The sequence below is a fragment of the Caballeronia telluris genome (genome assembly GCF_001544495.1).
Classification (GTDB): domain Bacteria; phylum Pseudomonadota; class Gammaproteobacteria; order Burkholderiales; family Burkholderiaceae; genus Caballeronia; species Caballeronia telluris.
Window position 1 is genome coordinate 21,353 of record NZ_FCNZ02000029.1, and the last position, 21,219, is coordinate 42,571.

21 protein-coding genes are annotated in these 21,219 nt (G+C 64.5%); 8 read left to right on the plus strand and 13 right to left on the minus strand.

The window, feature by feature from the left end:
• Window positions 1–54 precede the first annotated feature (54 nt).
• From AWB66_RS27010 to AWB66_RS27040, 7 genes are all read right to left on the minus strand, one after another.
• Complete coding sequence (locus AWB66_RS27010) at window positions 55–840, minus strand: DODA-type extradiol aromatic ring-opening family dioxygenase (RefSeq protein WP_087633145.1); 786 nt, start codon at window positions 838–840, stop codon at window positions 55–57.
• A gap of 94 nt (window positions 841–934) precedes the next feature.
• Window positions 935–1,534 carry a UbiX family flavin prenyltransferase gene (locus AWB66_RS27015; RefSeq protein WP_087633146.1) on the minus strand — a complete coding sequence of 200 codons (600 nt, stop codon included), beginning with the start codon at window positions 1,532–1,534 and terminating at the stop codon, window positions 935–937.
• Window positions 1,535–1,547: 13 nt separating this feature from the next.
• Window positions 1,548–1,859 carry a Grx4 family monothiol glutaredoxin gene (gene grxD, locus AWB66_RS27020; RefSeq protein ID WP_087633147.1) on the minus strand — a complete coding sequence of 104 codons (312 nt, stop codon included), beginning with the start codon at window positions 1,857–1,859 and terminating at the stop codon, window positions 1,548–1,550.
• A gap of 109 nt (window positions 1,860–1,968) precedes the next feature.
• Window positions 1,969–2,805 carry a peptide chain release factor N(5)-glutamine methyltransferase gene (prmC, locus tag AWB66_RS27025; protein WP_087633148.1) on the minus strand — a complete coding sequence of 279 codons (837 nt, stop codon included), beginning with the start codon at window positions 2,803–2,805 and terminating at the stop codon, window positions 1,969–1,971.
• The gene (gene prfA, locus AWB66_RS27030) at window positions 2,802–3,884 is read right to left on the minus strand and encodes a peptide chain release factor 1 (protein WP_087633149.1); all 1,083 of its coding nucleotides are present in this window, start codon (window positions 3,882–3,884) and stop codon (window positions 2,802–2,804) included. The genes prmC and prfA overlap by 4 nt, the downstream gene beginning before the upstream one ends.
• Before the next feature lie 98 nt (window positions 3,885–3,982).
• On the minus strand, window positions 3,983–5,308 hold the full coding sequence (gene hemA, locus AWB66_RS27035) for a glutamyl-tRNA reductase (RefSeq protein WP_087633150.1): 1,326 nt from the start codon (window positions 5,306–5,308) through the stop codon (window positions 3,983–3,985).
• Between the two features lie 40 nt (window positions 5,309–5,348).
• Window positions 5,349–6,113: a response regulator transcription factor gene (locus AWB66_RS27040; RefSeq protein ID WP_087633151.1), complete on the minus strand. Its 765-nt coding sequence runs from the start codon at window positions 6,111–6,113 to the stop codon at window positions 5,349–5,351.
• Between the two features lie 206 nt (window positions 6,114–6,319).
• Here AWB66_RS27040 and AWB66_RS27045 point away from each other — a divergent pair, with 206 nt between their 5' ends.
• The 3 genes from AWB66_RS27045 to AWB66_RS27055 all read left to right on the plus strand — a co-directional run bounded on the left by AWB66_RS27045 (window position 6,320) and on the right by AWB66_RS27055 (window position 9,156).
• Window positions 6,320–6,589 (plus strand): hypothetical protein, encoded by a 270-nt coding sequence (locus AWB66_RS27045; RefSeq protein WP_087633152.1) that lies wholly within the window; start codon window positions 6,320–6,322, stop codon window positions 6,587–6,589.
• Between the two features lie 105 nt (window positions 6,590–6,694).
• The gene (locus AWB66_RS27050) at window positions 6,695–8,515 is read left to right on the plus strand and encodes an aminopeptidase P family protein (protein ID WP_087633153.1); all 1,821 of its coding nucleotides are present in this window, start codon (window positions 6,695–6,697) and stop codon (window positions 8,513–8,515) included.
• A gap of 17 nt (window positions 8,516–8,532) precedes the next feature.
• Window positions 8,533–9,156, plus strand: coding sequence for an HAD family hydrolase (locus tag AWB66_RS27055; protein ID WP_087633154.1), 624 nt, complete (start codon window positions 8,533–8,535; stop codon window positions 9,154–9,156).
• Between the two features lie 3 nt (window positions 9,157–9,159).
• Here AWB66_RS27055 and AWB66_RS27060 read toward each other — a convergent pair whose 3' ends face one another.
• Both AWB66_RS27060 and ettA read right to left on the minus strand, forming a co-directional pair.
• Window positions 9,160–10,287 (minus strand): DUF748 domain-containing protein, encoded by a 1,128-nt coding sequence (locus AWB66_RS27060; RefSeq protein ID WP_087633155.1) that lies wholly within the window; start codon window positions 10,285–10,287, stop codon window positions 9,160–9,162.
• Window positions 10,288–10,412: 125 nt separating this feature from the next.
• The gene (gene ettA / locus AWB66_RS27065) at window positions 10,413–12,080 is read right to left on the minus strand and encodes an energy-dependent translational throttle protein EttA (RefSeq protein ID WP_087633156.1); all 1,668 of its coding nucleotides are present in this window, start codon (window positions 12,078–12,080) and stop codon (window positions 10,413–10,415) included.
• 325 nt (window positions 12,081–12,405) lie between these two features.
• Here ettA and AWB66_RS33110 point away from each other — a divergent pair, with 325 nt between their 5' ends.
• Window positions 12,406–12,918 carry a hypothetical protein gene (locus AWB66_RS33110; RefSeq protein ID WP_143328360.1) on the plus strand — a complete coding sequence of 171 codons (513 nt, stop codon included), beginning with the start codon at window positions 12,406–12,408 and terminating at the stop codon, window positions 12,916–12,918.
• 73 nt (window positions 12,919–12,991) lie between these two features.
• Here AWB66_RS33110 and ychF read toward each other — a convergent pair whose 3' ends face one another.
• A complete protein-coding gene (gene ychF, locus AWB66_RS27070; protein ID WP_087633157.1) occupies window positions 12,992–14,086 on the minus strand; it encodes a redox-regulated ATPase YchF in 1,095 nt (364 codons plus the stop codon).
• Window positions 14,087–14,313: 227 nt separating this feature from the next.
• Here ychF and AWB66_RS27075 point away from each other — a divergent pair, with 227 nt between their 5' ends.
• The 4 genes from AWB66_RS27075 to AWB66_RS27090 all read left to right on the plus strand — a co-directional run bounded on the left by AWB66_RS27075 (window position 14,314) and on the right by AWB66_RS27090 (window position 18,926).
• Window positions 14,314–15,486: a UbiH/UbiF family hydroxylase gene (locus tag AWB66_RS27075; protein ID WP_087633158.1), complete on the plus strand. Its 1,173-nt coding sequence runs from the start codon at window positions 14,314–14,316 to the stop codon at window positions 15,484–15,486.
• Window positions 15,487–15,541: 55 nt separating this feature from the next.
• The gene (locus tag AWB66_RS27080; protein WP_087633159.1) at window positions 15,542–16,270 is read left to right on the plus strand and encodes a DsbC family protein; all 729 of its coding nucleotides are present in this window, start codon (window positions 15,542–15,544) and stop codon (window positions 16,268–16,270) included.
• Between the two features lie 111 nt (window positions 16,271–16,381).
• Window positions 16,382–18,181, plus strand: coding sequence for a M61 family metallopeptidase (locus AWB66_RS27085; protein ID WP_087633160.1), 1,800 nt, complete (start codon window positions 16,382–16,384; stop codon window positions 18,179–18,181).
• Window positions 18,182–18,329: 148 nt separating this feature from the next.
• Window positions 18,330–18,926, plus strand: coding sequence for an FMN-dependent NADH-azoreductase (locus tag AWB66_RS27090; protein WP_087633161.1), 597 nt, complete (start codon window positions 18,330–18,332; stop codon window positions 18,924–18,926).
• Window positions 18,927–18,994: 68 nt separating this feature from the next.
• Here AWB66_RS27090 and AWB66_RS27095 read toward each other — a convergent pair whose 3' ends face one another.
• Genes AWB66_RS27095 through trpC form a run of 3 tightly spaced genes read right to left on the minus strand, consistent with a single transcriptional unit; the run spans window position 18,995 to window position 21,218 of the window.
• Complete coding sequence (locus AWB66_RS27095) at window positions 18,995–19,762, minus strand: uracil-DNA glycosylase (RefSeq protein ID WP_087633162.1); 768 nt, start codon at window positions 19,760–19,762, stop codon at window positions 18,995–18,997.
• Window positions 19,759–20,415 (minus strand): CYTH domain-containing protein, encoded by a 657-nt coding sequence (locus AWB66_RS27100; RefSeq protein WP_087633163.1) that lies wholly within the window; start codon window positions 20,413–20,415, stop codon window positions 19,759–19,761. The genes AWB66_RS27095 and AWB66_RS27100 overlap by 4 nt, the downstream gene beginning before the upstream one ends.
• A 17-nt stretch (window positions 20,416–20,432) precedes the next feature.
• Entirely contained in the window at window positions 20,433–21,218 is a 786-nt protein-coding gene (gene trpC, locus AWB66_RS27105; RefSeq protein WP_087633164.1) for an indole-3-glycerol phosphate synthase TrpC, read from the minus strand.
• Window position 21,219 lies beyond the last annotated feature (1 nt).

Sequence of the window (21,219 nt, forward strand, 5' to 3'; positions counted from 1 at the left end):
GCTTTCAACGAAAAAACCCGCCTGAGCGGGTTTTTTCGTTTCTTCGAGTTGCGTTCAAGCGTCGCCGAACACGTAATTCGTCATCGCGAGCGTCTTCTGGAACGTGCCGAGCGACTGGATGTCGAGCGAAAAATCGTCGCTTGCGGCGCCCAGCGCGCTGAAGACCGGCAGCAAATGCTCGTCCGTCGGATGCATCAGCACCGCGTGCGGCGCGCGGCGGCGGTAGTCGAGAAGCGCGTCGATGTCGCGCGCGGCGAGACGTGCCTCGAACCAGTCGGTGAATTCCGTCACGCGCGGGTCCGCATCTTCCGGACGCGCCCCGAAATCGGCCGCGCGCAGATTGTGCGTGATCTGCCCCGAGCCGACGATCATCACGCCCTCGTCGCGCAACCCGCGCAGCGCACGGCCCACGCGATAGTGATGCGCGGCGTCGAGGCGCGGCTGGATCGACAACTGCGCGACCGGCACGGCGGCATCCGGGAACATCAGCAGAAGCGGGACCCAGGCGCCGTGGTCGAGCCCGTGGTCCGCCGTCGCGGCGGGAATGCCGTTCGCCGTCAGCAGCCCGGCCGCGCGCGTACCGAGTTCCGGCGCGCCCGGCGCCGGATAACGCAGTTCGTACAGCGCGCGCGGAAAGCCGTAAAAGTCGTGGATGGTCTCGGGCCGCGTCGCGATGCTCGCGACCGGCTGCGCCGTGCCCCAATGCGCCGACAGCATCAGAATCGCGCGCGGGCGCGGCAGCCGGTCGGCGAGCGAAGCAAACTCGGCGGAGGGCATCGACGGATCGATCGGCAGCGACGGTGCGCCGTGGGAGATGAAAACGCCAGGAAGTCGGTCCATTGCAGCAAACCTCAAAAGGGAATGCTTGCACTATAGGCTTTGCGTACGAGTGGATAAACGCCGGCAGGAGCAACGAATTGTGTCGCCGACGTTGTCAATCCGCCTCGCCGCGCATGCCGCGCCATGCGGTGGAAAGCGGCGCCCGCAGCGCGAACATATCGATGACGCGCTCCACCGTGTGATCGACCATGTCGTCGATCGACTGAGGCCGGTGATAAAACGCGGGCAGCGGCGGGAATATGACGCCGCCCATTTCGGTGACGGCGGTCATGTTGCGCAGATGCGCGAGGTTGAACGGCGTTTCGCGCACGAGCAGCACCAGCCGACGACGTTCCTTCAGAACGACGTCCGCGGCACGCGTGATGAGATTGTCCGACAGGCCATGCGCGATGCTGGCGAGCGTCTTCATCGAGCAGGGCGCGACGATCATGCCGTCAGTGGAAAACGAACCGGACGCAATGCTCGCGCCGACGTCGCGAACGCTGTGCACGACATCGGCGAGCGCGTGGACCTCGGCTTTATCGAGTTGCAGTTCGTGCTGGATGTTGAGCCAGCCGGCGGTGGAAACGAGCAGATGCGTTTCCACCGCCCCGAGACGCCGCAGCGCTTCGAGCGTACGAATGCCGTAGATGGCGCCCGTTGCCCCGGTAATGGCGACGATCAGGCGTCGCGGCACGGCAGCGGGCGCGTTCACTGGGGAGCGGGACTCAGGCAGCGGCGAACAGTTGCTGCAATTCTCCCGACTGGTACATCTCCATCATGATGTCCGAGCCGCCGATGAACTCGCCGTTCACGTAGAGCTGCGGGATGGTCGGCCAGTTCGAGAATTCCTTGATCCCCTGGCGGATGCCTTCATCATCGAGCACGTTGACGGTCGTTATGTTGTCGGCGCCGCATGCTTTCAGCACCTGAATCGCGCGGCCGGAAAAGCCGCACATCGGAAACTGCGCCGTGCCTTTCATGAAAAGGACGACCGGGTTTTGATCGACGATCTGCTTGATGCGTTCTTGCGTTTCCATGGCGTTCCTGCGGGACGTTTTGTACTGAGGGTTTATCGTGCGAATCTGCTTATTGACATTGAAATGATAGCGGATTTCGTTCAGACGGGTTCAGGTGGCGGGCCGCGCGTCAGGCGGTGAAAATCCCGCCGCTGATGCGCTCGATGCCGGCGATGTCGGTTTTCGACTGCACGCCGGTGAAGCCGCGCGCGGCAAGCAGCGCGCGGACGTCCGCCGCCTGGTCGTAGCCGTGTTCGAGCCAGAGCGCGCCGTTCTGCACGAGCAGGAACGGCGCGCTTTCGATGATCGCGCGGATCGCGGCAAGGCCGTCGGCTTCGTCGGTGAGCGCGCCGCGCGGCTCGAACCGCAGGTCGCCCTGTTCGAGATGCGGATCGTCGTCGGCGATGTAGGGCGGGTTGCTCACGATCGCGTGAAAGCGCAGCGACGGATCGAGCGCCTGCGTCCAGTCGCTGTGGACGAACGTGAGCGCGCCGCCCGCGCGCGCCGCATCGAGCAGCTTCGCGGCGTTGCGTTGCGCGACGTCCAGCGCCGCTTGCGACCGGTCCACCGCCCACACGTGCGCGTCGTCGCGCGCGGACGCGATCGCGATGGCAATCGCGCCGCTGCCCGTGCCGAGATCGAGCACGCGCGGCGCGGCAATCGTCTCGATGTGCGCGAGCGCGGTTTCAACCAGCAATTCGGTTTCGGGACGCGGAATCAGCACGTCCGGCGTCACCTCGAATTCGAGGCCGAAGAATTCGCGCACGCCGACAAGTTGGGCGATCGGTTCGCCATCCGCGCGACGCGCTTCGAGCGTCCGATACCGCTCGACCGCGGCGGTATCGAGCGGTTCGGAATCGCGTGTGATCAGTTCCGTGCGCCGCCACCCGAGCACGTGCGTGAGCAGAATGCGCGTTTCCAACGACGGCAGCGGCGAGCCGCGCAGCAATTCGGCGACCGTCGTCACTCCGCGTCACCCAGCGCCGCGAGCAACTCCGCCTGATGTTCGCTCACGAGCGCGCCGATCAGTTCGTCGAGATCGCCGTCCATGATGGCGTCGAGCTTGTAGAGCGTCAGATTGATCCGGTGGTCGGTCATCCGGCCCTGTGGAAAGTTGTACGTGCGAATCCGCTCCGAACGGTCGCCCGAGCCGATCAAACTCTTGCGCGTCGCGGCTTCCTTCGCGTGCTGCTCGTGCGCCTGCTTGTCCATGATGCGCGCGGCGAGCACCTTCAGCGCGCGATCCTTGTTCTTGTGCTGCGAGCGGTCGTCCTGACACTCGACGACGATCCCCGTCGGCAAGTGCGTCACGCGCACGGCGGAATCGGTCTTGTTGATGTGCTGGCCGCCCGCGCCGGACGCGCGGAACGTGTCGATGCGCAAATCGGCCGGATTGATCACGACTTCGCTGAGTTCATCGGCTTCCGGCATCACCGCGACCGTACACGCCGACGTGTGGATGCGCCCCTGCGTTTCGGTCGCGGGCACGCGCTGCACGCGATGTCCGCCGGACTCGAACTTGAGCCGCGAATACGCGCCCTGGCCCGCGATCCGCACGATCACTTCCTTGTAGCCGCCGAGATCGGATTCGCTTTCCGACATCGTTTCGACCGACCAGCGATTGCGCTCCGCGAAGCGCAGATACATGCGCAGCAGGTCGCCCGCGAACAGCGCGGACTCGTCGCCGCCCGTGCCCGCGCGGATTTCGATGAAGATGTTGCGCTCGTCGTTCGGGTCTTTCGGCAAGAGCATCGTCTGCAAATCGGCTTCGATTTGCGTCATCCGCGTGCGCGCCTCGCCGATTTCATCTTCGGCGAAATCGCGCATCGACGGATCGGCGAGCAGTTCCTGCGCGGTCGCTTCGTCGTTGAGCGCCTGGCGCCAGAGCGCGTACTGCTCGACGATCGGACCAATCTCCGCGTGCTCGCGCGTGAGCTTGCGGTACTGGTCCATGTCGGACGTCGCGTCTTCGTGGCTCAACAGGCCATTGAGATCGGCCAGCCGTCGTGTGAGCTGGTCGAGCTTGCTTTGCATGCTCGTTTTCATCGGGCGGGAGTGGAGCGAAGCTCCGCAGAATTGATGCTGGAAAGGAAGCGTCCGTGCGTGAGCGCCACGGAGCAGCAGGGAATGCGGGAAAAAGGCCGCTAAAGGCCGGAGTTGCCCGAAGAACCGGAGCCGGAGGACGGATCGGGGAGCGTGCCGCCGTGCTTGTAGAAACCGCCCATCAGGTCGATGAGCTGGTCGCGGTCCTCGCGGCTCGCGCGATTGAGCGCGTGCGTCGGGCCGTGAATCAGCTTGTTGGTCAGCGACTGCGACAGCGCTTCGAGCACCGCCGCCGGATCGTCGCCGCGCGCGAGCATCTTGCGCGCGCGTTCGACTTCGGCGCGACGCAGCGCGTCGGCCTGCGTGTGCATGTGGCGGATCACGGGCACGATGCTGCGCGCGTCGAGCCACTGCATGAAATTCTGTACGCGCGTCTCGATGATCGCCTCGGCCTGCGCGACCGCCGCCTGACGCGACGCGTTGCCTTCACGCACGATCGAGCCGAGATCGTCGACGGTGTAGAGGAACACGTCGTTCAGCATGCCGACTTCGGGTTCGATGTCACGCGGCACGGCCAGATCGACCATGAAGATCGGGCGATGGCGGCGCGCGCGGACGGCGCGTTCGACCGCGCCCAGGCCGATGATCGGCAGCGTCGACGCCGTGCAGGACACGATGATGTCGAATTCGTGCATCCGCGCGGGGAGGTCGGCGAGCGGGATCGCGCGGCCGTTGTAGCGGCCCGCGAGCTTTTCGCCGCGCTCGGCGGTGCGGTTCGCGACCACCAGTTCACGCGGATTCTGCGCGGCGAAGTGCGTCGCGCAGAGTTCGATCATTTCGCCCGCGCCGATGAACAGCACGCGCTGGCTGGAAATGTTCTCGAAGATGCGCTGCGCGAGCCGCACGGCGGCCGCGGCCATCGAAACGGATTGCGCCCCGATTTCGGTGGTCGTGCGCACTTCCTTCGCGACCGCGAACGTGCGCTGGAACAGCTGGTTCAGATACGTGCCGAGCGCGCCCGCTTCCGACGCGGTGCGTACGGCGTCCTTCATCTGGCCGACGATCTGCGTTTCGCCGAGCACCATCGAATCGAGCCCCGACGCCACGCGAAACGCGTGTCGCACGGCTTCCGACTGCGGCAGCGCGTAGACGTGCGGCGCGAGTTCCGAAACCGGGAGATTGTGATATTTCGACAGCCAGTGAACCGCCGCGTCGCGGGCGGCCTGGTCGTTGGTGGCGCAGTACAGCTCCGTGCGGTTGCACGTCGAGAGGATCGCCGCCTCGGGCGACCCCTTCGCGCGCGGCCCCAGCCAGATCTCCTTCAGGGCGCCTAGCGCCGGTTTGATCTGCTCGAGCGGAAACGCCACGCGTTCGCGCAAGGCGACTGGCGCAGTGTGGTGGTTGATTCCGATCGTGAGGAGCTGCATGTATTGGGCCTAATCTGATGGCCTTGGGGATAGCCTAATATTATAGCGTTTCCCGGATTTGTTCATTTATAGGCGCCATAAGCGCTGGGGCAGTACGCGCGGACCGTTCCGGCGCCGCTATTTCGGCGGTCTCGACGCGGTCCAGCTGGTAGCCGTAGGCGTAGAGCGGCGTCAGCCGGTATCCGTGTTCCGGGCGCAGCTTGAGCTTCGTGCGCAGGCGGCAGGCGTGGGTGTCGAGCGTGCGCGACTGAATGTCGCTGCCGCGCGTCCAGACGATCTCCAGGATATGGCCGCGCGAGATCGGCCGGCCGAGATTCGAAAACAGCAGATGCGCGAATCGGTATTCCTTCGGTGTGAGCATCACGCGTTCGTCGCCGAAACTCACGCTCAGCTCCGACACGTTGAACAGATAGTCGCCGAAACGCTGCGGCGTGCTCGGCCGCACGGTGTTGCGGCGCGTGAGCGCGTCGATGCGGGCAGCCAGTTCGCCGCACCGCACCGGTTTCGCCATGCAATCGTCCGCGCCGGCGCGCAGGCAATCGACGATATCCGCCTCGCCCGGCTTCGCCGCCATCAAAATGACCGGGATGTGCGCCACGATCGCGCGCACCCGCGCGATGATCTCGGCGCCGCTCATGTCGCGCGTGGCGGCCGCTGAAATCAGCAGATCGTACGTTTCGCGCTTGAGCCGCGTCAGGAACACGAGCGGGCTGCGGAAGAAATGGCAGAAGTGACCGCCGGCCGACAAAGCTGCGCCGATGAGGTCGGCGTGTTGTTCGTCCGGGTCGATAATGGCGATTCGCATGGATTGGACGCCGCGCGCAGGGTCGAGTGACCGGGAGCCGGAACGCGCGAGAGGCCGCGAGCTTGCCATCACCAACCTGGCCCCCTTAAACTCATCCGCTGCGCCCGAGCGCATTGCTACCTATAGTTGACGAGACCGAAAATGCTAGTAGAACGACGATTGGCAACCCATACGGTTTCTCTGAATTCAACGGGAACATTGCGCTGATGGGCTGGATTGGCACTGTTTTCTTGGGCGCGGTGATCGGTCTCGCGGGCTGGTGGCTGCATCCGCTGCGGCGCGCGGGGCGCGGACGGTCGCTGGCGGCGCGCGCAGGAACGGCGCTCGGCGCGGGCATTCTCGCGGCGGTCGTCGCGCGCATGTTCGGCAATGTCGTCGGCGCCTATCATGACGGCGATACACTCGAGTGGCTCGCGTGTTCCCTCTTTGCATTCGTCGTCGTGACCGTGACGGTGGGTCTGGCCGCGCGGCGCTGAATTCCCCTTCCGATGCGCCGTCACGAGCGGCCCGCCGGTATCCCGGCCGTCGATCGGCGGCCCATTCAAGCTTTCACGCTTTCAAGGCATCAGGCAGGTGACTCCATGAACGATCGATTCGATTCCCCCGACGCAGCCACGTTCTCCCAGCGCATTGAACTGCTGCGCGGCGCGATGGCGCGCGAAAACCTCGCCGCGGTGCTGATTCCCTCGGCGGACCCGCATTTGTCGGAGTATCTGCCCGAGCGCTGGCAAGGGCGGCAGTGGCTGTCGGGCTTCACGGGCTCGGTCGGCACGCTCGTCGTGACGGCGGATTTCGCGGGCGTCTGGGTCGACAGCCGCTACTGGACGCAGGCCGAAGCGCAACTCGCCGGCACGGGCATCCAGTTGATGAAGATGATGGGCGGTCAGCAGACCGCGCCGCACGTCGACTGGCTCGCGGCTAACGTGCCGTCGGGCGCGACGGTGGCGGTCGACGGCACCGTGCTCGGCGTCGCGGCGGCGCGCGCGCTCGGCGAGGCGCTGACCGCGCGCGGCGTCGTGCTGCGCACCGATCTCGATCTGCTCGACGCGGTGTGGCCCGCGCGGCCGGGTCTGCCCGACGGCGGCGTGTACGAGCACGTGGCGCCGCACGCGAGCGTCGCGCGCCCGGAAAAGCTGGCCGACGTGCGCCGCGCGATGCGGGAAAAGGGCGCGCAGTGGCATTTCGTCTCGACGCTCGACGATCTCGCCTGGCTCTTCAACCTGCGCGGCGCCGACGTCAGCTACAACCCGGTGTTCGTCGCGCACGCGCTGATCGGTCTCGACGACGCCGTGCTTTTCGTCGCCGATGGCAAGGTGCCCGCCGCGCTCGCTGCGTCGCTCGCGCGCGAGAACGTGCGCGTCGAGCCCTATGCACGCGCAGCCGATGCGCTCGCCGCGTTGCCCGCCGGATCGACGCTTCTGATCGACCCTCGCCGCATCACGTTCGGCCTGCTGGAGAAGGTGCCGTCGACGGTCAAGACCGTCGAGTCGGTGAATCCGTCGACGTTCGCGAAGTCGCGCAAGACGGCCGCCGAGGCCGCGCACATCCGCGCGACGATGGAGCAGGACGGCGCCGCGCTCGCCGAATTCTTCGCCTGGTTCGAAGACGCGCTCGGCCGCGAACGCATCACGGAGCTGACCATCGACGAGAAACTGACGGCGGCGCGCGCGCGTCGCCCGGGTTTCGTCACGCTGAGTTTCGCGACGATCGCCGGCTTCAACGCGAACGGCGCGATGCCGCATTACCGCGCGACCGAGGCGTCGCATTCGGTCATCGAAGGCAACGGGCTGTTGTTGATCGATTCGGGCGGCCAGTACCTGAGCGGCACGACCGACATCACGCGCGTCGTGCCCGTTGGCACGATCAGCGCGGAGCACAAGCGCGATTTCACGATCGTGCTGAAGGGCACGATGGCGCTCTCGCGCGCGAAGTTCCCGCGCGGCATCCGCTCGCCGATGCTCGATTCGATCGCGCGCGCGCCGATCTGGGAAGCGGGCGCCGACTACGGCCACGGCACCGGACACGGCGTCGGCTATTTCCTGAACGTGCACGAGGGCCCGCAGGTCATCTCGCACTACGCGCCCGCCGAGCCGTGGACCGCGATGGAAGAAGGCATGATCACGTCGATCGAGCCGGGCATCTACCGGCCGGGCAAGTGGGGCATCCGCATCGAAAACCTGGTGCTGAATCAGCCTGCCGGCAAGACCGAATTCGGCGATTTCCTCGAATTCGAGACGCTCACGCTGTGCCCGATCGACACGCGCTGCATCGACTTGTCGCTGCTGCGCGACGACGAGCGCGCGTGGCTCAACGCGTATCACGCGACGGTGCGCGAACGCGTGTCGCCGCATGTGTCCGGCGCGGCGAAGGCGTGGCTCGACGCCCGCACCCAGCCGCTCTGAACGAGGCGCTGCGACGCATGGCGATCAAGGCAGTGGTGTTCGACTTCGGCGGCGTGCTGATCGACTGGAAACGCGAGTACGTCTACAGCCGTCTGATTCCCGACGAAACCGAGCGGCAATGGTTTCTCGATCATGTCTGCAAGATGGAATGGGTCGTGCAGCAGGACGGCGGTCAGACGATCGCCGAGGGCACCGCCGAACTGATCGCGAAGTTTCCGGAGCACGAAGCGCTGATCCGCGCGTTCTATGAGCGCTGGCCCGAGATGCTGGGCGGCGTGCTGACGGACGGCGTCGCGCTCGTCGATACGCTCGATGCGGCGCACGTCCCGCTCTTCGGCCTGACCAACTGGTCGGCTGAGACGTTTCCGTATGCGTGGGAGAACTATCCCGTGCTGCGGCGGTTTCGCGAAGTGATCGTGTCGGGGCGCGTGGGCGTCGTGAAACCCGCACCGGCGATCTTCGCGTTGATGCGCGCGGACATCGAGCGGCATCTTCCGGGCGTCGAGCCGCACGAACTCGTCTTTATCGACGACAACCTTCACAACGCCGAGGCCGCGACCGCGCTCGGCTGGCACGGTGTGCATCACACGAGCGCCGCACGCACGGCGACGAAACTGCGCGAACTGGGCCTGCCGGTTTAACGTTTATTTCGCTTCGAGCAGATTCTTCAGCGCGTTGCCGATGCCCTTGACCGTATCGCCGGCGCCTTTCGCCACGCCTTCCGCGCTCACGCCGAGCGCCTTCGCGAAGCCGGCCGCGAGTTTCTTCGACAGGCTCTCGTTGAGCGAAAACTTCGGGTCGCGCAGATTGCCGTCGAGCACGAAGTCGAGCTTGATCTGATCGCGGCGGTCTTTCAGCGCGGCGATCGCGGCCTTGGTCGGAATCGACATGAACGTGTCGAGCGGATTGCCGCCTTCGCTCAGTTGCAGATGGTTCAGCACCAGGCTTCCCGGCGCGTGGATGCGGTAGTCCTTCACGCTGGCATCGAGCGTGATATCGATCGTGCCGCCCGTCACCGTCGATTTCGCGCCGGCCTTCTTCAGCAGATATGGATCGAGCGTCGCGATATCGACGCTGCGCAGTGTCGAGCGCGTCTCTGAATCCTTCGTCGCGATCACCATCCAGCCATTGAAACTCACCGCGCCCGTATGCGACGGGCCCTTGATCGACCCCGTCATCGCGAGCGTCGTGCGGTCGGTGAGCGCGGGAAGATGAATGTGATCGATGCTGGCGCGCGCATCGCTGATCAGCACGCGATACGGCGGCATCTGCACCGAAGCATCGAAGAACTCCATTGATCCGCGTTCGAACGAGACGTGATCGATCAGCTTTTCTTCGTTCGCGTGCTTCGTTGCTTCGTCGTTCGACTTGGCGTCGGCTTTGCTCGCCGTTTCCCTCAGGTTCGGCAGCAGGCGCACGCGGCCGTCGGCGGCGCGATAGATCGAGAGATAGTAGTTGTCGACGCTCACATTGCGCAGATGCACGCGGTTGTGCAGCACGTCGCGCATGTCGAGGTCGAGCACGATGCGCTCGGCGCGCAGCGCGTCGGGCGTGGGCCAGTCCGACGGGCCGCGCAGGCGCACGCGCGAGAGCGTGATATGCGAGAAGCCGACGTCGATTTCTTCGACCGAGCCCTGCGGGCCGAGCGTCTCGATGATGCGCTGTTTCATCTCGTGGACGACGAAGAACCATCCGCCCACCGCGACGACCACGAGCGCGACGAGAATGCCGGCCACCCAGATTCCCGCCCGTCGCGCCTTCGATCCCGCCATCACCCATGTCTCCTTATGTGCGCTGCGAGACGCGGCGCCTTTCTCGGAAGGTCGCGATTTTCGTGCCTGTTGTCGGTGCGCGCGCCCGCATTGGGCGCGCGTTTTTGCTCAGACAAAACAAGAGGTTAGCGCGTGATCGGCTTGTAGCGCAGACGCTTCGGCTTGGCCGCTTCTTCGCCCAGACGATTGCGCTTGTCGGCTTCGTATTCCTGGTAGTTGCCGTCGAAGAACGTCACTTGCGAGTCGCCTTCGAACGCGATGATGTGCGTCGCGATACGGTCGAGGAACCAGCGATCGTGCGAGATCACCATTACCGAGCCGGCGAATTCGAGCAGCGCGTCTTCGAGCGCGCGCAGCGTTTCGACGTCGAGATCGTTCGACGGCTCGTCGAGGAGCAGCACGTTGCCGCCCGCGATCAGCGTCTTCGCCAGATGTAGACGGCCGCGTTCGCCGCCCGAGAGGCTGCCGACGTTCTTCTGCTGGTCGCCGCCCTTGAAGTTGAAGCGGCCGATATACGCACGCGACGGCGTTTCGTACTTGCCGACCGTGAGCACGTCGGCGCCGCCGGAGATTTCCTCGAACACGGTCTTGCTGCCGTCGAGCGCGTCGCGGCTCTGGTCGACGTAGGCGAGCTTGACGGTCGGGCCCTTCACGATTTCGCCCGAATCCGGCTGTTCGCGGCCGGTCAGCATGCGAAAGAGCGTGGATTTACCCGCGCCGTTCGGCCCGATGATGCCGACGATCGCGCCCGCCGGAATCTTCATGCTGAGGTTGTCGATCAGGAGGCGGTCGCCGTATGCCTTGCTGACGTTCTTGAACTCGATGACCTCGTTGCCCAGGCGGTCGCCGACCGGGATGAAGATTTCCTGCGTCTCGTTGCGCTTCTGGTATTCCTGGCTGTTGAGTTCCTCGAAGCGCGCGATCCGCGCCTTCGATTTCGCCTGACGTCCCTTCGGGTTCTGGCGCACCCATTCCAGTTCCTTCTTGAGCGCCTTCTGACGCGCCGATTCCGACGATTCTTCCTGCTTCAGCCGGTCCTGTTTCTGATCGAGCCAACTGCTGTAGTTGCCCTTCCACGGAATGCCGTGGCCGCGGTCGAGTTCGAGAATCCATTCGGCGGCGTTATCGAGGAAGTAGCGATCGTGCGTCACCGCGACGACCGTGCCCGGATAGCGCGTGAGGAACTGTTCGAGCCAGTCGACGGATTCGGCGTCGAGGTGGTTGGTTGGTTCGTCGAGGAGCAGCATGTCGGGCTTTTGCAGCAACAGCTTGCACAGCGCGACACGGCGCTTCTCGCCGCCTGACAGGTGTTCGATCTGCGCGTCCCATGCGGGCAGGCGCAGCGCGTCGGCGGCGATTTCGAGCTGCTGTTCGGGCGAACCGCCGTCGCTCGTCGCGAGGATCGCTTCGTACTTGGCCTGCTCGGCGGCGAGGGCGTCGAAGTCGGCGTCGGGTTCGGCGTAGGCGGCGTAGATTTCATCGAGCTTTTTCTGCGCGCTGAAGACGTCGCCGAGACCTTCTTCGACGGCTTCGCGCACGGTCTTTTGCGGATCGAGCTGCGGTTCCTGCGGCAGATAGCCGATGTTGAGATTGGGCATCGGCGTGGCTTCGCCTTCGATGTCTTTATCGACGCCGGCCATGATGCGGATCAGCGTCGATTTGCCCGAGCCGTTCAGGCCGAGCAGACCGATCTTCGCGCCGGGAAAGAACGAGAGCGAGATGTCCTTCAGGATCTGACGCTTCGGCGGCACGATCTTGCCGACGCGGTTCATGGTGAAGACGTATTGGGCCATGGGTGTGTGTTCGGTGGGTGAGAAAACGCGAAGACTCTTGATGTGATTGTACTTCGCGGGCGTGACTATCTTTTCGACATGTTGCGCCCCACCAATCGGTTGGCTACCTCAGCGTCGCGATTTAAACAATAGGCGCTTTCGTATGGCCTGCAACTTGTTGGCCTTCTAGGATTGGTCGCGCGCTCAGATCGGGCGTGACAATCATTAACGGCAGAACATGTCTATCCCGTCACTGACTTATAGATGTACCGCTTGCGATTTATTGGGCTCTGATTTGGCTTTGCATCGTCCGAGATTTTATTTGCATTTCGAATCAGAGGTATTGATGCGCGCTACCATGGGTTGGTGTTATACATGCGCAAAACCCACTGTAGTAGAGCGTTTTTTCGACGTTTTTGAAGTGAGGGAGCTACAAGAGAAGATATTAAGGGCTCGCACCAGACTCGCAGATGAAGCGCTAAATGCTTCCGCCAAATCGAATTGGTGGCAGCGAGAACAACGCGCGACGGATGCAATCACGTTGCTCGAAACGGAAATCGAGAATGCCACGAATACGTTGCGGCGCCTCCGGCACTTGGCTGCGATCTTCAACGAAAGAATCGCTGGTCCTCACTGTATTGAGTGCTTTTCTGAAGACTGGACCCCGCTTCCGCCCTCGTCAATCGACGCGGAATATTGTCCAGAAAGCGCCTCACCGGTAAAGCTTGGATTTCAGCATCCGGGTTGCGGAGGCGAAATCACGGTAGAAAACGACGTCAGATTCTTCATGAAGTGGAAACCCCAATACTTCGACTTTGAGGGATTTCCGTTGAACACTCCGGTGACAAAAGAACAGTAACGCTTGGCTCGCGGGCGAGGCATCGACTTGCGTCGCCCTGGTCGAGCACTAGCGCCGAGTCTGCTCTCCTGCTTCACACATTAAACAAAAAGTTCATGACATCCCCGTCATGAACGACATATTCCTTCCCTTCAGCCCGCATTTTCCCTGCTTCCTTCGCGCCTTGTTCGCCCTTGAAAGCGATGTAGTCATCGAACGCGATCGTCTGCGCGCGAATAAACCCGCGTTCGAAGTCGGTGTGGATCGCGCCGGCCGCCTGAGGCGCCGTATCGCCGATATGAATCGTCCAGGCGCGCACTTCCTTCACGCCCGCCGTGAAATACGTGTGCAAACCGAGCAGCTTGAAACCCGCCCGAATCACGCGATTCAAACCCGGCTCTTCCATGCCGATATCGGCGAGAAATTCCTGCTTGTCGGCGTCGTCGAGATCGGCGATTTCCGCTTCGATCGCCGCGCACACCGCGACCACCGGCGCATTTTCCGATTCGGCATGCTTGCGCACCGCGTCCAGATACGGATTGTTCTCGAATCCGTCTTCCTTCACGTTGGCGACGTACATCGTCGGCTTCGACGTGATCAGGCAGAACGGCTTGAGGAGCGCACGTTCGTCGTCCGAGAAATCGAGCGCGCGGACGGGCTTCGCCTGTTCCAGCTGCACGCGCACCTTCTCCAGCACGGCGACGAGCTTGGCCGCTTCCTTGTCGTTGCCCGATTTCGCGGCCTTCGAATAGCGCGTCAGCGACTTTTCGACCGTCGCCAGGTCGGCGAGCGCGAGTTCGGTGTTGATGACTTCGATGTCGTCGAGCGGATCGATCTTGTTCGCGACGTGGATCACGTTCTCGTCTTCGAAACAGCGCACGACGTGCGTGATCGCGTCCGTCTCGCGGATGTTCGCGAGGAACTGGTTGCCGAGGCCTTCGCCCTTGCTCGCGCCGGCGACGAGGCCCGCGATATCGACGAATTCGACCACTGCCGGCAGGATGCGCTCCGGCTTGACGGTCTCGGCGAGCTTTTGCAGCCGCGCGTCCGGCACTTCGACCACGCCGACATTCGGCTCGATCGTGCAGAACGGATAGTTTTCGGCGGCGATGCCCGCCTTGGTCAAAGCATTGAAAAGTGTGGACTTGCCGACGTTGGGCAAGCCGACGATGCCGCATTGGAGGCTCATGGGATCCTTCGAACTGGTGAAACGGCGCGGGCCGCGTGGGTTTCGCTGGGCTTTGCGGCTGCTCGGGCGGCCCGGCGGCCGCGAGCAAGTGCGCAAAACGGGCGGCCACGTCGCGCGGCCGGACAAACCGCTATTGTACCGCCGCGCCCCGCCAGGCTGGGCGGCGCGCACCGCGCGCTCCCGACGCACCGCCAATCCTCCGCAACCCCCACGGCTATAATGCCCGGATGACTTCCCATCCCAAGACTTTCCACGCGGTGGTCGTCGGCGGCGGGCTCGTCGGCAAGACGGCGGCGCTCGCGCTGACCCAGTCCGGCCTGCGCACCGCGCTCGTCGCCGCTCCCGCCGCGCCGCTGCCAGCCGGCGCGGCGTTCGATTCGCGCATCTACGCGCTGTCGTCGAGTTCGGAGACGCTGCTCGAACGGCTGCGCGTCTGGCAGGCGCTCGACCGCTCGCGTTTGGGTCCCGTATTCGACATGCGCGTCTTCGGCGACGCCCACGCCGAACTGCATTTCTCCGCGTTCCAGGCGTCGGTGCCGCAGCTTGCGTGGATCGTGGAATCGTCGTTGATCGAAACCGCGCTCGATACCGCGTTGCGCTTCCAGCCGAATCTCTCGTGGTTCGAGTCGCGTGGGCAGGGCATGACCGTCCACGACGACGCCGCTCACGTCACGCTGTCGAGCGGCGAAACGCTTGCGACGGACCTGATCGTCGGCGCGGACGGCGCGCATTCGTGGGTCCGCGCGCAAATGGGTTCGAAGGCGACGCGGCGCGATTACCGGCAGACGGGCGTCGTCGCGAACTTCAAGGCCGAAAAGCCGCATGGCGAAACCGCCTACCAGTGGTTCAGGGAGTCGGAAATCATCGCGCTCCTGCCGCTGCCGGGCGATCACGTTTCGCTCGTCTGGTCGGCGCGCACCGAACACGCCGACGAACTCCTGAAGCTCGATCCGGCGCAGCTTGCGGCGGAAGTCGAGCGTGTCACGCAGAACACGCTCGGCACGCTCGAATGCGTCACGCCCGCGCAGGGCTTTCCGCTCGCGCTGCAATCCGTCGACCGGTTGGTGGCGCCGCGCGTGGCGCTCGTCGGCGACGCCGCGCATCTGATTCACCCGCTCTGCGGGCAGGGCATGAACCTCGGTCTGCGGGATGTCGCGGCGCTCGCGGAAGTTATCGCGAACAAGGAGCCGTTCCGCGATCTCGGCGATCCGGTGCTGTTGCGCCGTTACGAACGCGCGCGTCGCGAGGACATTCAAAAGCTCGTGATCGCCACCGACGGCCTGCATAAACTCTTCTCCGTACCCGGCACGTTCGCGCGGGCGGTGCGCAATACGGGCATGGCGCTCGTCGGCGCGCAGCCGTTCGTGAAGCGCTGGCTGGTGTCGGCGGCACTCGGATAATCACCGGCGCGAGCCCGCCGCTCGCCCGAACTACGCGGGAATCACAGGAATTCGCATGAAAAACACTCTTCGTTCGGCCGTCGCCGCAGCCGCCATGCTCGGCGCGATCTTCGGGATCGGCTGCTCGGCGCAGGCCGACCAGACCACCGACAAGCTCAAGTCCACGCTGCAAGAGCGCATGGGGGACGCCACGATCAAGAGCATCGAGAAATCGCCGATTCCGGGGCTCTACGAGGTGAACCTCGGCTCGCAGATCATCTATTCCGATGCGACCGGCAATTACGTGCTGCTCGGCGATCTCGTCGATACGCGCTCGCGCGCGAATCTGACCGACGCGCGTCTCGCGGAAACCAACAAGATCGACTTCGCGAAGCTGCCGTTCGAGAACGCGGTGAAAGTGGTGAAGGGCAACGGCAGCCGCAAGATCGCCGTGTTCTCCGACCCGAACTGCCCGTATTGCAAGCAGCTCGAAACCACGCTGAAGGGCTTCGACAACGTGACGGTCTATACCTTCCTCTATCCGGTGCTGTCGCCGGATTCGACGACGAAGTCGAAGTCGATCTGGTGCGCGAAGGACCGCGCGGTGGCGTGGGAAAGCTGGATGCTCGACCACAAGACGCCGGCGCTCGCGAGCTGCGACACTGCCGCGATCGACAAGAACCTGAAGCTCGGTCAGTCGATGAACGTCACCGGCACGCCGACCGTCTTCCTCGCCGACGGCCGCCGCCTGCCGGGCGCCGTGCCGGCCGACCGGCTGGAAAAGGAACTGTCGGCGGTTCGCTGAGTTCCGCCAGCACGTAGACGAGAGGCGCGACGAGCGCCTCTTCTGATTTCTGGCCGATGACAAGGCCCGGCGTCATCTGAAGCGCGCCGCAAGAAAAACAAGGACAGCACCATGAATCCGATTCAGTACACCATCGTTCCGAAGAATCCCGGCGCGCATCTGTTCGAAGTGACGCTGACCGTCGCCGTTCCCGACCCCGCCGGGCAGCGCTTCATGCTGCCGGTGTGGATTCCGGGCAGCTACATGATCCGCGAGTTCGCGCGCAACATCGTGACCTTGCAGGCGTTCAACGCGGCGGGCCGCAAGATCGCGATCGAGAAAATAGACAAGCACGCGTGGCAAGCCGCGCCGCACGACGGCCCGATGACGCTGCGCTATGAGGTGTACGGCTGGGACATGTCGGTGCGCGCGGCGCATCTCGACGACACCGTCGGCTTCTTCAACGGCACGAGCGTGTTTCTGGCGGTCGAAGGTCAGGCCGATGCGCCGTGTATCGTCGATATTCAGGCGCCGCAGGGCGCGGCGTATCGCAACTGGCGCGTCGCAACCGCGCTGCCGGAAGCGCGCGGCACGAAGCGCTACGGCTTCGGCGCGTATCAGGCGCAAAACTACGACGAGCTGATCGACCATCCGGTGACGCTCGGTGAATTCGCGCTCGGCAGCTTCAGCGCGCATGGCGTCAAGCACGACATCGTGATTTCGGGCCGCGTCGTCGGTCTCGACATGAACCGGCTCGCCGTGGACCTGAAGCGCGTCTGCGAGGCGCAGATCGCGCTCTTCGAGCCGCGCACGAAGAAGGCGCCGGTCGATCGCTATGTGTTCATGACGGTCGCCGTCAGCGATGGTTACGGCGGGCTGGAGCATCGCGCTTCCACCGCGCTCATCTGCAATCGCGGTGATCTGCCGGTGCTCGGCCGCGCGGAAATGACCGACGGTTATCGCACGTATCTTGGCCTCTGCAGCCACGAGTATTTCCACACCTGGAACGTAAAGCGCATCAAGCCGGCGGCGTTCGCGCCGTACGATTTGTCGCAGGAGAATTACACGTCGCTGCTGTGGCTCTTCGAGGGCTTCACGTCCTACTACGACGACCTGATGCTCGTGCGCAGCGGCCTCATCAGCGCGAGCGACTACTTCTCGCTAGTCGGCAAGACGATCGGCGGCGTGCTGCGCGGCAGCGGCCGTCTCAAGCAGACGGTCGCGCAAAGCTCGTTCGACGCCTGGATCAAGTACTACCGCGCCGACGAAAATTCGCCGAACGCCATCGTCAGCTATTACCAGAAAGGCTCGCTCGTCGCGCTCGCGTTCGATCTGTCGATCCGCGCGCAAACGGGCAACCGCAAATCACTCGACGACGTCATGCGCCTGCTCTGGCAACGCTACGGGCGCGACTTCTATCACGGCAAGCTGCGCGGCGTCGAGGAATCGGAGGTCGAGGCACTCTTTGCCGAAGCGACCGGCGCCGATCTGCGCAAGCTCTTCCGCGAAGGCGTCCACGGCACGCGCGATTTGCCGCTCGAAGGGCTCTTCGAGCCGTTCGGCATCGCGCTCGCGCCTGAGCCCGCGACCAACGGCACGGCCGGCAAGCCGTCGCTCGGCGCGCGCGTGCGCGGCGGCGCGGACTGCGTGCTGGCGGTCGTCCACGACGGCGGCGCGGCGCAGAAAGCGGGTTTGTCGGCGGGCGACGTGCTGGTGGCAATCGACGGCCTGCGCGTCACCGGCTCCAACCTCGACGCGTTGCTCGCGCGCTATCTGCCCGGCGCGAAGGTCGAAGTGCACGCGTTCCGCCGCGACGAACTGCGCCGCACGGAGCTGAAACTCGACGCGCCCGAAGTCACGCGCTACACGCTGACCGCGAGCGACGGCCGCGGCCCGGGCAAGCAATGGCGGGAGCGCTGGATGAAAGGCTGAGCCGGAGACCGCGCGAAGGCGGATTGTTCCACCACTGCAACAATCCGTCATGAGCGCGCAGCTTGTTCCGGTCGTCTGAAAAAAGAAGAATGCATCCTGTCCGAGCGCAAACGGCGCCCGAAACCCAAACGTAGGACCAGGAGCCATCATGACGACCATTCTGCAAATCAATTCCGCCGCCCGTTCGCAAGGCGCCCAATCGACGCTGCTCGCCGACGAACTGACCGCAAAACTGCAACAAGCGAATCCGGGCTCGAAGACGGTTGTGCGCAACCTGCTCGCCGACAACCTGCCGCATCTCGACGACGCCACGCTCGGCGCGTTCTTCACGCCCGCCGACAAGCGCACCGCCGAGCAAGCCGCGATCAACGCGAAAAGCGAAGCGCTGATCGCTGAACTGCAAGCGGCGGATGTCGTCGTGATCGCGGCGCCGCTCTACAACTTCGGCATTTCGTCGCAACTGAAGACGTACTTCGACTGGATCGCGCGCGCTGGCATCACGTTCCAGTACACGGCGAACGGTCCGGAAGGTCTGGTCAAGGGCAAGAAGGTATTCGTCGTGTCGGCTCGCGGCGGCAAGTACGCCGGCACGCCGCACGATTCGCAGACGCCGTATCTCAAGTCGTTCCTCGGCTTCCTCGGCATGACCGACGTGAGCTTCATCTACGCCGAAGGCCTGGCGATGGGCCCGGAAGTCGCGGGCGCCGCGCTCGCGAGCGCGCGTGAGGCGATCGCCGCGGTGTGAGTGTTTCGCGCGATGTGATGCGATGTGATGTGAAAAACCCGCCGGGTCTTCGACCTCGGCGGGTTTTTTTACGTCTGAGCGGACCGTTGCGGATCGTCGGGGAGACGCCAGTCGATCGGCTTGCGGCCGTGTTTCGCGAGATAGTCGTTCGCCATCGCGAAGTGCCCGCAGCCGAGAAATCCGCGATGCGCCGACAGCGGCGAAGGATGCGGCGCTTCCAGCACGCAATGCGCCTTGCCTGTCCCCGCGATCAGCGCGCGCTTCGCCTGCGCGTGCGCGCCCCACAGCATGAAGACGAGGCCGTCGTGACGCATCGCGAGTTCGTGGATCAGCGTGTCGGTGCATTGCTCCCAGCCGCGCTTGGCATGGCTGCCCGCTTTGTCGCGCTCGACGGTCAGCGACGTGTTGAGCAGCAGCACGCCTTGCTTCGCCCACGAATCGAGACAGCCGTGCTTCGGCGCGTCGAAACCGAGGCTCGCGTTGATTTCCTTGAAGATATTGCGCAGCGACGGCGGCGGCCGCACCGGCGACGGCACCGAAAACGCGAGTCCGTGAGCCTGCGGCGCGCCGCGATCTTCACCGTGATACGGGTCTTGGCCGAGAATCACGACCTTCACGTCTTCCGGATTCGTGAGACGCAATGCGCGAAACACGTCGGCGGGATAGACGGTCTTGCCGGCGGCGCGCTCCGCATCGACGAACGCGCAGAGCGCCGCGTAACGACTGCTTTCGATGAACGGTTTCAGATGCCGGCGCCAGTCGGCGGGCAAGGCGTCGAACTGGCTTTCCAGCGTGGCCGTGGTTTGAGGGACGTCGAAGAGCGCGGTCTGGTTCATTTCGCGGCGCCCGTCGAGTCGTCCCGAGTCTGCGCGCGCAGTCGATAGCCGCGTTCGGCCTTGCTGACGTCGTCCGGATCCAGATCGGGGAACGCGCCGCGCAGCTCCGCCGAAAGTGTCGAAAGCGCGCTTTCGTCGCCGGATTTCAGTTCCAGCTCGACTTCGCTGATCGCGGTCTTGCGCGTTTCGCCGTCGACTTCCGCGCTGACCTCGCCGAGATCCAGCGCGGCTTCGATCATCGCGCCGTCGTGCTCGATGTCCCAGTAGACGCGCGTAAAGTCCGTCCGGAACACGGCGATCAGTTCCGGCGCCGCCTGGCGCAACGCGTCGCGCGCGTGCTCGTCGCCGCATGCGTTAAGGATCGCATCGACGTCGAGCGCTTCGCCCGCGACCGGCATTTCCCACTCGAAGCGGCTGTGCAATCCCGCCTTTGACTGACCGACGGTCTTGTACGTCTGCAACCACTGTTGCGGCGTGCGCCGCAGCCGCAGCGCGCTTTTCGCCTTCGCGAGCATGAGCTCGGGCGTGTCGAAATAGACGTTCGCCAGCGCGATGCTCGTACCTTCGCGCCCGGTGCGTTCGGTGAAGAAGCGCGCGGCGTCGTTGTGCTGCGACGCCGGCAACGCCAGCTTGATCTCTCGTTCGATGCCCAAAGTGACGTCCGCGAAAGTTAGAAGAACATGCGCGCGAGTTCGGTGCCCGGCTCGTCGGCGCGCATGAACGCCTCGCCGACGAGGAACGTATGCACGTCCATCGCGCGCAGCCGCTCGACATCGACGCGGCTCATGATGCCCGATTCCGTCACGACGATCCGGTCGTCGGGAATCGCTTCGAGCATGCCGATGGTCGTTTCGATCGACGTCTCGAACGTGCGCAGGTTGCGGTTGTTGATGCCGATCAGCGGCGTCTTGAGCGTGAGCGCCTGGCGCAGTTCCTCGGCGTCGTGGACTTCGACGAGCACCGCGAGCCCGAGCGAGTGCGCGTAGGCTTCGAGGTCCTGCATCTTCGGGAGTTCGAGCGCCGCCGCGATCAGCAGGATGCAGTCGGCGCCCATCGCGCGCGCTTCCATGATCTGATACGGATCGATGATGAAGTCCTTGCGCAGCACGGGCAGGCTGCAGGCGGCGCGCGCTTCTTCCAGATACGCGACGCTGCCTTTGAAAAACTGCACGTCGGTCAGCACGGAAAGGCACGCGGCGCCGCCTTTTTCGTATGAGCGGGCGATGTCGGCGGGCACGAAGTCCTCGCGCAGCACGCCCTTCGACGGGCTCGCTTTCTTCACCTCGGCGATGATCGCGGGCTTGCCTTCGGCGTGCTTTGCCCGCAACGCGCCGACGAAATCGCGATGGTCGCGCGCGCTCGCTTCGAGACGCAATTCCTCGAGCGGCGCGCTCGCGAGCGCTGCGAGAATTTCTTCGCGTTTGACCGCGATGATGCGGTCGAGAATGTCGCTCATG